Raw genomic sequence first — 13750 nt, 5'->3', positions numbered from 1 at the left:
AGAATATACCAATTTTTTACACTGTTGTATTGTAAGAGACTTACCAAACCATGTTTAAGGTCGTGACATACTCGTATGAATTCAACTCAAAACTTTTCGAAAAATCTAAAGTTACTCTGGGAATTGTCTAAAAAAGATATTAAATCTAGATACCTTGGTTCGTTTATGGGGGTACTCTGGGCTTTTATACATCCTATGGTATCTATACTTGTTTATTGGGTCGTATTTCAGGTTGGTTTTAAAAATGTACCTATTGGAGATACTCCTTTCATACTTTGGTTATTAACAGGAATGGTGCCATGGTTATTCTTTTCTGAGAGCTTAGCAACTGCAACCAATAGTATTATTGAAAACAATTATTTGGTAAAGAAGATTGTTTTCCGAGTAGGTTTGCTGCCGATGGTGAAAATTTTGTCTGCTCTATTTGTACATGTGTTTTTTATCATTGTTCTTTTCATTATGTTTAAAATATACAATGTTGAATTTACGCTTTATAACATTCAAATACTTTATTATTTATTAGCCACGATTTTTCTTTCCTTGTCCATTTCTTACATAACAGCGACATTAGTTGTTTTTGTAAAGGATGTTGGTCAAGTTGTTGCGGTATTTATTCAGCTATTCTTTTGGCTTACGCCGATCTTTTGGAATTTAAATATTGTTGAGGATAAGTATCAATTTTTCTTTAAACTAAATCCTGTTTTTTATATCGTTGAAGGATATCGTGATACTTTTATTGATCACAAATGGTTCTGGGAGCATCCATCCATGACGATCTACTTTTGGGCTATTGTGATCATCGCAGGTACGATAGGAATCAAAATTTTCAAAAAAATGAAATCTCATTTTGCTGATGTATTGTGAGGAGAAGAGTATGACTCAAACAGAATCAGTTGCTGTAGAAGTTAATAATGTCACTAAAATATATAAAATATATGATAATCCCAATGAACGTTTAAAAGAGGCTATTCATCCTTTTAAAAAGAAATATCATTCTGATTTCAAAGCCATAAGTGACCTTTCTTTTTCTATTAAAAAAGGACAAGCGATTGGTATTATCGGTAAAAATGGTTCGGGCAAATCTACTCTTTTAAAAATGATTACAGGCGTAATTACGCCTACCAGTGGAAGCATTAAGGTGAATGGCAAAGTTGCGGCTCTGTTGGAACTCGGTGCTGGGTTTAATCCAGACTTAACCGGAATGGAAAATATTTATTTAAATGGAACGCTTATGGGCTATAGCAAAACAGAAATGGATGAGAAGGTAGAAGATATTACATCCTTTGCGGATATTGGGGACTTCATTAATCAACCCGTCAAAATGTACTCCAGCGGTATGTTTGCCCGATTAGCTTTTGCAGTAGCCATCAATGTTGATCCAGACATTTTGATTGTGGATGAGGCCTTATCTGTTGGAGATATTTATTTTCAGGCTAAGTGTATCACCAAAATGAAGGAGCTCTCCAAAAAGAGCACAGTTTTATTTGTCTCTCATTCCATGGATACCATTAAGAGTTTTTGTGATACAGCACTGCTTATTGATAAGGGACACATGGTCGAGATTGGTCCAGTGAAGCGCGTAGCACAAATTTATGAAAATATTATTAACCAGGAAATTGCAGATATGAAGCGTGTCCAATCTTTGGATACATTTGTGAATTCCGAAACGGATAAAAAGAGTACGCTGTTGTTGTTAGAAGAGGACCCTGCTTTTGCAAAACGTGCCAATGAGTTTCGCTCTGGAACGGGAGATGCCCGTTTTATAAGAGCAGATTTGTTAGTCAATGGAGAAGTTGTAAACCAAGTCCCTTTTGGCGAAATGGTTACTTTGCGTCTGCTTGCACAATATTATAAAGATATTGATTCCGAGGGAACCATTGGCTACATGGTTAGAAACCACACAGGTGTAGATGTGTTTGGTATGAATATTTATAACAAGGCAAAATTAGTCCCGAAAATGCAAGCAGGAGGCATTCTTGAGGTTAACTTTAATTTCCGTAATTTATTGTCTGAAAGTGGTAAATACACCATTTCTATTGGTTTGAAGCCTAAGCCGTTTGAGCCTCTTTATTTGGATAGCGTAAGTATAGCAGCTGTTTTTGAGGTTCCTAAGCCAGAGAATAATTACGTACCAGGTTTAATATTTGTAGATAATACAATAGATTTGCAAGTCATTAATTAAGGCTGGTGATAAAATGTGTGGGATTTTGTTTTCTAATGTAGCTATTAATAAAGAAGCATTTCTTAATTCATTAAATATAATGAAACATCGGGGGCCTACGGCCCCACTTTGTGTATACCAGCATGAAAATTTTATGCTTGGTCACAACAGGTTAAGTATTTTAGATCTGGATCAGAGAAGTGATCAGCCTTTTTTTTCTGATGATGGAAGATATGCGATTATATTTAATGGAGAAATCTATAATTATAAAGAATTAGCTTCTGCATATTCAATTCAAATGAGAACAAACTCAGATACTGAACTTTTATTGAAGCTTTACATTCAATATGGTCCCCGAATGTTGAATTGGCTTAATGGAATGTTCAGTTTTATTGTTTTAGACGTCCAGCAAAAATCATTTTTTGTAGCAAGAGATCGTATGGGAGTAAAACCGCTTTACTACAACAGGAACGGTGAAGATTACATTTTTAGTTCTGAAATTGCTCCATTGCTCCCATTAGTTCACAATGTTTCTTTAGATCAAGCAGCTGTAAGGCAATATAAAAAAATGAGATGTTTCTTTAATAATCGGACTGTCTATAATGAAATACAAGAATTCCCCCCAGGATATTACTATGAGAATGGCGAATTTATTAAATATTGGGAACTTGATTATTCAGAGAAAGAGCCGCCTTCTGATGAGGAACTTGAGTTTTTAATTCGTTCTGCAGTTGAGTATCGCAAGATCGCAGATGTTGAAATTGGGAGTTACCTAAGTGGAGGCTTGGATAGCACGATTATTACTGCACTTGCTGGAGTAGAGCATACTTGGACTGTTGGCTTTGAAGATTATAATGAGTTCGAGTGGTCTGAAATCGCAGCAACTAGATACAACACTATTCATCACCCGATATTGTTTGATCCTGATCGATTTTTAGCATTAGCTCGTGAGCTGGTGGTTGTAAAAAAAGAGCCACTGTCTGTGCCCAACGAAGTGTTACTGTATCATATGACACAACAAGCATCTGCTAAAAATACAGTCATATTAAGTGGAGAAGGCGCTGATGAGCTTTTCTTCGGGTATGATCGTATTTTCAGATGGGCTAGTAGTACCACAGACTTTGATATCCGTGCCTTTAGTGATCTCTATACCTATGGCTCGGAAGATGATTTAGAGATTGTAGAAGATGCATTGGCACCTTTTATGAAGTTAAAGTCCCCTCAAAAAATCGTAGCTGCATTTTTTCAACAAGCCCATTTGCGAGGGTTACTTAAAAGGCTGGATAGTGCCTCGATGTTAAATTCGGTAGAAGCAAGATCTCCTTTCTTGGACTACAGATTAATTGAAAGGCTTGCAGGTGTGGACGCTCAGTATAAGATGAAGGATGGGGTTGTTAAGGCTCCGCTCAAGAGAATTTTTAAAGATATCGTCCCAGCAGAGATTGTAAACAGAAAAAAGGTGGGTTTTCCTGTTCAACTTGAAAGAGTCCTATCTTCTGAAAAAATTGAAGGGAAGACGACATTCGACAAATGGTTTAACTTCAATTTAAATACGTTAGGAGAAATCTTATGATTATCGGCTATACTTCCGGAGTCTTCGATTTATTTCATATTGGACATTTGAATTTGTTGAGAAATGCTAAGTCACTCTGTGACAAGCTCATTGTGGGTGTGACCACAGATGAGTTGGTTTCATATAAGTACAAAAAAGCGGTCATTCCTTTTGAGGAACGAATTGAGATTGTTAGAAATATCAAATTTGTTGATACTGTAATTCCTCAGGACTCAATGGATAAATTTGAGGTTTGGCAAAAATTAAAGTATGACGTAATGTTCGTTGGTGATGATTGGTTTCAAAATGAACGTTGGGACCAGTATGAGTTGCAGTTTGAGGAAGTTGGAGTGAAAATTATATATTTTCCCTATACGAAGAGTACATCATCAACTTTACTGAATGAGACATTACTGAAATTAAGAAAATAAGTGGATTTTTGCCTGAAAGGAAGAGGTTTTACAGTGAATATGAACAGATCTATAGCTTTTGTCATTCACAATCTTGTTTTATATGAAACGATTAAGCCTTTAATTGAGGAATGTGAAAAAAAGCAGATCGTTTGTGATATTTATGTCCCTCACATTGAAGAAGATGATTGGGGAGACATGTCCTTAGATACCTATCATTACTTGAAGAACAACGGTATAAACGTGACTCTAACAAGCGCTGTACCTGACAAAACATATAAAATAGCCTTCTATCCTTACCTCCCCTATTATTTGGAAGTTAAGTCCGATTATAAGTTCAGATATCAGTATGGAATGGCTAAACCAAACTGGAATTTAGATACATGGAGTCGGAATTTCGATTTCATTTTTTGTAATGGGCTATATGATTCCTCGGTTCTGGCAGCCTACACTCAGACTGAAATCGTAGGAATGATCAAATACGCTAAATTTCAACGGATGAAGCGTGAAACAGACAAATATAATTTGCTTTATTTGCCTACGTATGGGAATGAGTCGTCTATTGAGCTTGTGATGAACCATATTGAAGAGATTTCAGATACCTTTAATGTGAAGGTGAAATTGCATCATGGCACTTCTTTTTTGGAGCATGATCGGGTTAGTCTAGTTAAGTCTCATGTTCCTGATGTGCTTGATCACAAGGCTTCTCTTGTTAATTTAATAGAGGAAGCGGATGTAATATTGTCTGATGGCTCTGGGGCTATATTTGACGCACTGTTTACGGACACTCCAATTGTAATATTTCAACATCCTCAAACAGAATCGTTTGAGGGGATTTTACCTTTGGAAGAACAAATAGTTCAGCAAAACATTGTTCCTTTTGTGAGTGATAACGGCAATATTAAGCAAACTTTACTTAATGCAATCTTAGATGAACAACTAATACAACAAAGAAGGAAATTTACTTTAGAGATGTTTCCGGTTAAAGGAAGAGAGACGATAGATAAGTGTATGGATGTAATTAATAGATTTTTAAAAGATGACGTAGATCATGCTTATAGAGCAGGGCATACACGCCTGAAAAATGAATTTAATGAATTACAAACTCATAATCAAAATCAAAGCCAAGAAATAGAACAACAAAAACAACGCATAGCTGAGCATACGGATCAGATTAACACATTGATTCAAACACGTGACCATCAGGAAAATGTAATAAGCAGCATGTCAGCAGATTTTAAATCTCTGTCTGAAAAGAAAGATGAATTAGAACAAAAATATCTTCAACTCACACAGGATTACAATGATGAAAAAAACAACTTGGATATTTTAAATCATCAATATAGACAATTATTTGGTCAATATAATGAACTGAACACCCAGTTCAGTGAGTTGCAAGAATATAATGGAAGACTGTCCACAGAGCTTCATAATATTTATAACTCTAAAAGGTGGAAAATGGCGAATAAACTTAAACATATTTTACACAAATCCAAAATGATATATGTTCTTAAGGGATATAGAGTATGGAAAAACTATGGCACTACGATCTTGCTGAAAAAGATTAAATCTAAAGTGTCGCATAAGCTTAAACGGGCTAACGCAGGAGATCAGCCTGTTGATCTGCGCAAAGATGAAGGGAATTACAATCAGTTATTAACTTGGTATGAGTATAAATTTTATAATTATAAAGTAGCTAAAGACAATTCATTTTCTCTGGCACTGGATAAGTTTGAGACTGCATTTGAGAAAGATCTTATATCGATTGTCCTTCCTGTATATAACGGTGAGGATTATGTATCAAAAGCTATTGATAGTATTCTGCAGCAATCTTATAAGTATTTTGAACTCATTATTATTAACGATGGTTCAAAAGATAAAACGGCAGAAATTATTGATGCGTATGCGAAAGCAGATCATCGTATTAGGGTAGTCCATCAGGAAAATCGTAAAATACCAAGAACATTATCGAGAGGTTTTAAACTTGCTAAGGGTGAGTATCATACGTGGACCAGTGCAGATAATATTCTCCCTGAACATTTCTTGGAGAAGATGGTCGCTGATCTTAAACGTGATGAAAATATTGGTATGGTATATGCGAACATGAGGTTAATTGACTCGGACGGCGAAGTAATTTCCAACCATGGCTGGTATGAAGAACCACAGTTCAGTGGCAATGTTATGCTACCTAAGTCCGCATTGGAGCTAAATGTATATCCTAACAATACGATTGGTGCGGCCTTTATGTATAGGGCTAAGGTAACTCACTTATTAGGCGACTATTCTAGCTATAAGCATACCCTTGAAGATTATGATTACTGGATGAGAGTGAACTCCTTATTTGAGCTCAAACATGTGACGTTCGATGAGCCTATATATGATTATCGCTGGCATGATAAATCATTAACCGCTTCAGATCAAGAACTTGGCATCACATCTAACAGATATAAACTCATGGTACTTGATGATTTTAGAAGAGATTTTTATCTGACCCCATTAGTTTGGATTATTGAGGGAGATGCTCCTGAAGTTAGTGAGTTTAAGAAATACATTCTGGCTAAAGGTCATACCGTGGTTGGAAGAGATGAACTGAATACAATTATTGGTCTTAACTTGGCAACGCCTATTTGCTATTTATATATTAAAACAGGCGAAGTCCATAATTTTGAATTTATAGATTCTAATGCCTCATCATCTATGTATGCACTGCTTATAGATAAATCAGAGCATACCGCAGATACATTCGTAGCTGACTATCCTTGGGATCTAAAAATAAAGGATAAAATGAATGGTGAGACGGATAGCAACTATGACTTTTTTGCACAGGAGACGGAAGTTCTGTTCTCTCTTATAAATACCAAGGTTAAAAACGATCACTTATATCGCATTGAGGCGGTAATTGAAAGTGAACCCGTCTATAAAAAGGGATTATCCGTTATTATTTGCACATACCAGCGGAGTGAGAAACTATCAAATGCGATTAAATCTGTGATAGAACAGTCGTTGGATAAAGCAAGCTATGAAATTATTGTTGTAAATAATGATTATCAGAATGAAGAGATTCATCATCTGGTTCGTGAGTTCAGAACAACCTATAATATTGACGAGTCCTTCCTACGGTATATGGAGGCTCCATTAAAAGGTCTTTCCTTTGCGCGTAATGTTGGTTTGTTTGGAGCAGAGGGTGAAGTCATACTCTATATTGATGATGATGCTATCGCAAACTCCGACTTGCTTGAAGAGACCGTCAGAGGCTTCTCAGATCGTCCCGATATCGGAGTTATGGGTGGGAATATTATACTCAATTTACATGAGGAACGGCCCGAAGTGGTTAAACCAGGTACTGAAGCATACTGGAGTCAGCTTATTGTGGAAGGCGAAGAAATTATCGATTCTAATTTTCAATGGGAGTTTCCTTATGGAGCCAACTTTGCGGTTAGACATGCTGCGCTAATGCGAATTGGTGGCTTTAGAAGCGCTTATGGGCGTAAAGGAAACAATTACGCTGGAGGAGAAGAAATTGTCGTATCTTTTGCTATGAAAGAAATCGGTTATAAGGTTGGTCTTAATCCGAAGATGAAAGTCATTCATGATGTGGACACCTCCCGATATACGGTTGAGCATGTTAGAAAGACAATGCGAAATAGTATTTTAACCAATTACCAATTGCAAAAGGATCTGTATGCGCCAATGGAATCGGATATTGAGGCAGATAAGAATCACCTTGAAATTGTTAAAGCTGAATTAGATCATTTGCAGAAGACTCCGGCTAAAAATCGAGATGTGGAGATTGATATCTTGTATAAACAGTACACAATCGAAGCATATGAAGAGCTAATACAAATGAAGGAAAATGATATGAATACGCGAAGACAGTTGGCAGGAGCGTATAGATAATTAATAAAACTTTAAAGGCGCCTCTTTTATAAAATAAGGGGCGCCTTTATTAGTATGGAGCGGTTAAATTGAAAATTTTATATTTCTCTCCAATCTATTGGGATGATTTAAAACAGCGTCCGCAACATTTGGCTGAAGAGCTTGCTATGATACCAGGGGTTCACATCACCTTTGTAGAACCATCCATTAGCATACTTAATAGTATTGCAAGGCAGAACTCAGATTATAAACAAAGAGAACAAGCCATTAATGATAGTCTTCAAATATTCAGGCCTTCAGGCAGTCTGAGATTGCCTAGAAGCTTTGAAAGCATAGACATATTCCATATGAATCAATGGTTTGAAAAGAGACAATTAAAAGACTTAGTTTCCAATGCAGATATCATTTGGTTGGGGAGTCCTGTTTTTTATCCTCTTATTAAACAAAATAAGAAGAAGATTGTATTTGATCGCATGGACGACTACGTATTTCTAACTAACAATGTATTGATGAAGAAGTTACTCAAAAAGTGGGAACTTGAATTACTTGCCAAGGCGGATCTTGTTATTTCTACGAGCAATGATTTGCATAAGCATTCCCTATCATTGAATAAACAATCTTATTTAGTGAAAAATGCTGTGGATACAGCTATACTAAACATAAATGTAAATAGCTTAGTTGCTAGTGACTTGAGACGATTAAAGCATGAGGGCTACCATATTTTTGGCTATGTAGGAGCGATTGACCACTGGTTTGATGTAGAAGCGGTTAAGGCTATTACAGAATTTGATGAAAAGTTTGTTGTATGTTTGGTTGGAAGAAATAATCTGGACTATAATTTTGAGCAGCATAGTGGGATCAAGTACTATAGCCCTGTTCCAAAATCAGAAATTGGTGCGATTATTGATGTTTTTGATGTTTGTTTATACCCCTTTTTGAGGAATTCGGATAGAATCGATACGATTAATCCAGTAAAAGTTTATGAGTATCTTAGCCTGAATAAAGTGACTTTAGCTGTGCAGAGTGAAGAAACTAAACTATTAGATCAGAAAGGGGTCTATCTATATCGTAGTTTAGAAGAGATGAGGGAATATTTAGCAGATATAGATACCCTGCAACAGCCTTTTTATGATCAGGAGCAACTAGAAAACTTCATAGTCCACAACAATTGGGAAGCTCGTGCAAAAACCATTATGGAGCTGCTATAAAAGAGCTTCAATAGGAGGAAGTTAGATATGAAAGGGATTATATTAGCTGGAGGAACTGGCTCTAGATTGTACCCGCTTACTAAAGTTACAAACAAACATTTGCTGCCAATTGGTAAATATCCGATGATTTATTACTCTATTGACAAGCTCAAAAAGGCGAACATAAACGATATTTTGATCGTTACCGGAAAGGAACATATGGGAGATGTAGTTAATCTCTTAGGAAGCGGGGTCGACCTTGGAGTTACGCTGACTTATAAAGTACAAGATGAGGCTGGGGGAATTGCGCAGGCTTTGCTTTTAGCTGAGCACTTTGTTGGCAATGACAAGATGGTTGTGATTTTGGGGGACAATGTTTTTAAAGATGATATAACCTCGTTCGTTGAAAAATTCAAGCTTCAAGAATCAGGAGCGAAATTGCTACTTCATAAAGTGCCTGATGCTAATCGCTATGGAGTACCAGAATTACAAGGAAATAACATTATCAATATTGAGGAGAAGCCGAAGATCCCTAAAAGTGATTATGCAGTTACGGGCATTTATATGTTTAACCACTCAGTGTTCGATATTATCAAGACCTTAACCCCTTCAGCAAGAGGAGAATATGAAATCACAGATGTTAATAACGCTTATATCCAACGAAACCAACTTACATTTGATATTTTAGAAAATTGGTGGACTGATGCGGGAACACATACTTCATTGATGCTTGCTAACAAATTAGTAAGTGAAATGGATTATGACTTTTTTTCTTAGGATGATCGCAGTACTAAAGAATCCATTGAGATAATAATGACATAAAGAAGGTGAGACTTTATAAATGCAAATTGTGCATTCTCCAACTAGAATAAAGTGGGTAGATGTATTAAAGGGACTGGCAATTATTTTTTTAGTCTTCTCCCATTTGGTACCTCATGGTTTTAAAGGGAATGAGTCGATGGATAAAAGCTTTATTATAGGTTATTTTTATTCCTTCCATATGCCTCTTTTCTTTTTTGCTTCTGGGTTTACCTCTAATTTTCAGAAGTATAAGTTTAGTAGTTTTTTGTGGTCTAAAATCAAAACAATCCTTTTACCATATACGACTCTTTATATATGTTCCTTATTGTATTTTGGTTGGATGCATTGGATGGGGATTGTCGGAACACTTGATCCAATGGTTGTTATTGAAACTTTTTTATATGCTGATGGGAATCACCTGGGTATTCTTAATATGTCTCTATGGTTCCTACCTTGTCTCTTCTTGGCCCAAATCATTTCGTACTTAGTTTTGAAAATTTCCTCAAAGAGAAGTTATATGTATGTATTTTGGATATTGCTCACCATTCTAGGGGCATTTTTAAGTAAGCTTGACACACATGCACTTCCCTGGTCATTTGGCACGTCCATTAATGCAGCTTCTTTAATTATTTGTGGTTATTTATTTAAATTAAACGAACAATTTTTTATCGAAAAAATTAAAATTAATAAACCATACATTGCTTATGCTGGTGGCTTTCTGGGTCTTTTATTATTTTTAATAAATGATAAACCAGGCATGTCAGGAAATTACTATGGACATAATTATGTGTTATTTTATCTATCGGTACTGGGCAGTCTAGTGTTCTATATTTACTTATCCAAAAAAATTGAGTCATCTAGCTTGTTGTCCTACTTTGGTAAAAATTCTCTAGTTATATTTGGTCTGCATGGGCTAATACTTAGCTTCTGGGAGAATGTGAATTTTTACGAGATGTTTTCTGTTAAAACAAATATGTATTTAGATGGAATTTCATTTGTTGTTATTTCTACCTTGCTTGTCTTTTTAAGTTGTGTCCTTTTCATTGAAATATTTAATAGATTCTTACCATTCCTGATTGGCAAAAAGTTTAGTTTTGGCAATTCTAAAATAACTACAATTCCTAATAAGAATGTTTAACTGTTAACTAAAAAAAAGCCCCCGATTTTTATTCGAGGGCTTTTTTTTATGCGTCGGACATCTGGATTGAATTAGAAAAGATCAGGATTATCAGGGTATATTTTTCTGAATTGTGAACGTATAAGCTCAACTTTTTCTTTTGTAATGGATGATGTCTTTTTCAATACGATGGCTTCTACGTTATTATCAAGAGTATAGCTTTTTAAAGGTTTAAAATTATTTTTAAGAGATCCGTTCATAACCTCTTCTGCGAGTATACCTACAACTTTTTGACCACTTTCACCTAAATGGTATTGTGTAGGTAATGCGATCACAACATAATCGGACTCAAAAAACGACACTGGAAAGCCATCTCTTAAATCCACATGATGAGTCAGATTCATAAACGGAAGAGCATTGCTATTGTCAGGCATTTCGATCTGTCTGAGTATGTCATCATTAAGGATTCCAGAGCTCGATAGGACATATACTTTATGCTGTTCTGATGAAAGTTCCTTAAGATCAGCCGTCAATTGCTTCAAAACAGGTATATCTGTTCTTACTCTAGGTGTTTGTTTAAAGTCACTGAATAAAGAAGAGAAGTAGGTAACAGGCCGTGCATTTGCATTCGTAAAGGTTACTAAGAAATTACAAAGCACTAAATAAGCCAGAATAACTAAGCCAACATTTTTTGCATATTTTATCTTGGATAAATAGTTTAGAATGAGAATAACGCCACTAATAAATAGAATTAACACATTCACTGTAAGCAGATAATAATGCTGAGAAGCTAAGCTTTGGATTCTTGTAAAAAGAAAGTACGTAATGAATAAGTTCGTAACTAAAAAGATTGATATATACCTTGTTTTACTAATGAATAACAAGCCTATGCAACCAATAAGAGCTATGATAAAAATGAAGGCTCCGTAATGATAAAATAAATTCTGCAAGTTACTTAAGACGTCACCAAAATAATAAGCTGAGTAGGCGTTCTTAAAGTTATTGGTCAGAGCTCTTTGAATAAATTCATTGAAGAATATGACAAGAAATAATGCGCTTGAAGCTCCTATAATGAAAAAATTTAAAATAACCTGTAAAAGCTGCTTAAAGCGAAACTCTTTTTCTAGAATCCATTTGAATATAAAGGCGATACCGATCGACCCAAAAAAAGATACGATCCAGAATCCATACCATCTTCTTGTGAATGTTAGTAATACCAGACAAGCGGCTAAAAGTAAAATCGCTTTTAAATTTAAACGTTCAAAATCATTATTAAATAAGATAACTAAGGACAAGCCGATAAAAATAAGTCCTATAGAATCCAGATATCCACCTAACATAGGAGCTATCATAATTGGAAAAGTAAATGTAAGTACAAAGATGATAAGAACGTTCACTTTTGTGTTGAGCTGGATTTGATCAGCAATCTTGATACATAATAAGAACAGGATCAAACAAGATGGATACAAGAAGCAGGTATAGATAGCTAACACATAGCTCATGTAGCTTGTACCTAAGAACTTTAAGGGTAGAGCGAGAAAGACTGTTGGGAACACGGAATAATCGTCTCTTAAAATACTTGCATAGATTTGTTTAGATGCTGCTATAAAATCTGTACTTAAAAGGTTGTTAAATTGTATGGAAGTATTCCAATAGGCCGAAAAGTCCCAATAATAAATGAAATGTTCCCTTTGGAGAAAAGCGTAAATGAATATAATCCCAACGAGATAGCCGCCAAAAGCTAGGTATTGCACCATTATTTCTTTCTTTGCATATGTTAAGATACCACTGATGTGTAAAATGTATGTAGCACCTATGACAAACGACTGAGCAATATTTAGACTGAATAATATGGAAATACAGTAAGAATCAATTTTAAACAATATGAGAATCGGGATAAGTAGCCACATCAAAATCAAATAGGACCAAACAAAATTTTTATTAACTCTCGATAAATTCAAAAGCATATTCCCTCCCAAAATAGTGTGCTTATTAATTTTATAGTAATCATAAATGAAAGTATATACAGAAGATGTTGGAGGTTTCGTGAATGATAATAAAGGAAGTACTTGCAGGCGCAAAAATCATTGAACCCGTGGTCCATGGTGATCACCGTGGTTTTTTTATGGAAAGCTACAATGATCAAATTATGAAGCAACATGGAATCAACTATGCGTTTATTCAGGATAATCAGTCCTTATCTGCAGAAGCTGGCGTAATCCGAGGGTTGCATTACCAGCTTAATCCCAAAGCCCAGACCAAACTCATCCGAGTGCTGTCTGGAGCCATCTATGATGTTATTGTGGATATCCGTAAAAGTTCTCCAACATTCGGTCAATGGGTCGGAGTAATCTTAAGCGAGCATAATAGACGTCAGTTGCTGGTGCCTAAAGGATTTGCTCATGGGTTCTGTACGCTTGTTCCAAATACTCAAGTGTTGTATAAGGTAGACGAGTATTATTCACCCGAAAATGATCGGGGAATTCTGTGGAATGACCCTGCGCTGGGGATTGATTGGCCAACTTCTCAGGCTATTCTTTCAGAGAAGGATCAGAAGCATCCAGCACTGGCCGACGCAGACATTAATTTTGATTAGGGTGATATAAGCTACCTTTTTCGTTCTGCTCCAAAAGCACATATTATATG

General features: G+C 35.6%; 10 protein-coding genes. 9 read left to right on the top strand and 1 reads right to left on the bottom strand.

Annotation, left to right across the window (positions count from 1 at the left end; translation table 11 throughout):
* The first annotated feature begins 75 nt into the window (after positions 1 to 75).
* From OIU26_RS10605 to OIU26_RS10570, 8 genes are all read left to right on the top strand, one after another.
* On the top strand, positions 76 to 864 hold the full coding sequence (locus OIU26_RS10605; protein ID WP_264216807.1) for an ABC transporter permease: 789 nt from the start codon (positions 76 to 78) through the stop codon (positions 862 to 864).
* Between the two features lie 10 nt (positions 865 to 874).
* On the top strand, positions 875 to 2182 hold the full coding sequence (locus tag OIU26_RS10600; protein WP_264216806.1) for an ABC transporter ATP-binding protein: 1308 nt from the start codon (positions 875 to 877) through the stop codon (positions 2180 to 2182).
* Between the two features lie 13 nt (positions 2183 to 2195).
* Positions 2196 to 3734 carry an asparagine synthase (glutamine-hydrolyzing) gene (asnB, locus tag OIU26_RS10595; protein ID WP_436449124.1) on the top strand — a complete coding sequence of 513 codons (1539 nt, stop codon included), beginning with the start codon at positions 2196 to 2198 and terminating at the stop codon, positions 3732 to 3734.
* Positions 3731 to 4144, top strand: coding sequence for an adenylyltransferase/cytidyltransferase family protein (locus OIU26_RS10590; protein WP_264216804.1), 414 nt, complete (start codon positions 3731 to 3733; stop codon positions 4142 to 4144). The genes asnB and OIU26_RS10590 overlap by 4 nt, the downstream gene beginning before the upstream one ends.
* A 39-nt stretch (positions 4145 to 4183) precedes the next feature.
* Positions 4184 to 8020, top strand: coding sequence for a glycosyltransferase (locus OIU26_RS10585; RefSeq protein ID WP_264217113.1), 3837 nt, complete (start codon positions 4184 to 4186; stop codon positions 8018 to 8020).
* Positions 8021 to 8088: 68 nt separating this feature from the next.
* Positions 8089 to 9207, top strand: coding sequence for a hypothetical protein (locus tag OIU26_RS10580; RefSeq protein WP_264216803.1), 1119 nt, complete (start codon positions 8089 to 8091; stop codon positions 9205 to 9207).
* A 27-nt stretch (positions 9208 to 9234) separates the two neighbouring features.
* Positions 9235 to 9963, top strand: a complete 729-nt coding sequence (locus tag OIU26_RS10575; RefSeq protein WP_264216802.1) for a sugar phosphate nucleotidyltransferase — start codon at positions 9235 to 9237, stop codon at positions 9961 to 9963.
* Between the two features lie 64 nt (positions 9964 to 10027).
* Complete coding sequence (locus tag OIU26_RS10570) at positions 10028 to 11125, top strand: acyltransferase family protein (RefSeq protein ID WP_264216801.1); 1098 nt, start codon at positions 10028 to 10030, stop codon at positions 11123 to 11125.
* A gap of 71 nt (positions 11126 to 11196) precedes the next feature.
* On the opposite strand, the gene OIU26_RS10565 is transcribed toward OIU26_RS10570, so the two are convergent.
* Positions 11197 to 13071 (bottom strand): hypothetical protein, encoded by a 1875-nt coding sequence (locus tag OIU26_RS10565; RefSeq protein ID WP_264216800.1) that lies wholly within the window; start codon positions 13069 to 13071, stop codon positions 11197 to 11199.
* Positions 13072 to 13154: 83 nt separating this feature from the next.
* Between OIU26_RS10565 and rfbC the strand changes: the two genes are divergently transcribed.
* Positions 13155 to 13700: a dTDP-4-dehydrorhamnose 3,5-epimerase gene (gene rfbC / locus OIU26_RS10560; RefSeq protein ID WP_040102776.1), complete on the top strand. Its 546-nt coding sequence runs from the start codon at positions 13155 to 13157 to the stop codon at positions 13698 to 13700.
* The last annotated feature ends 50 nt before the right edge of the window (positions 13701 to 13750 follow it).

Origin of the sequence: Paenibacillus sp. BT-177 (assembly GCF_025846815.2) — a bacterium.
GTDB lineage: Bacteria > Bacillota > Bacilli > Paenibacillales > Paenibacillaceae > Paenibacillus > Paenibacillus polymyxa_C.
The sequence above is the reverse complement of the archived record's forward strand: the minus strand, read 5'-3'. Positions and strand labels throughout refer to the sequence as shown.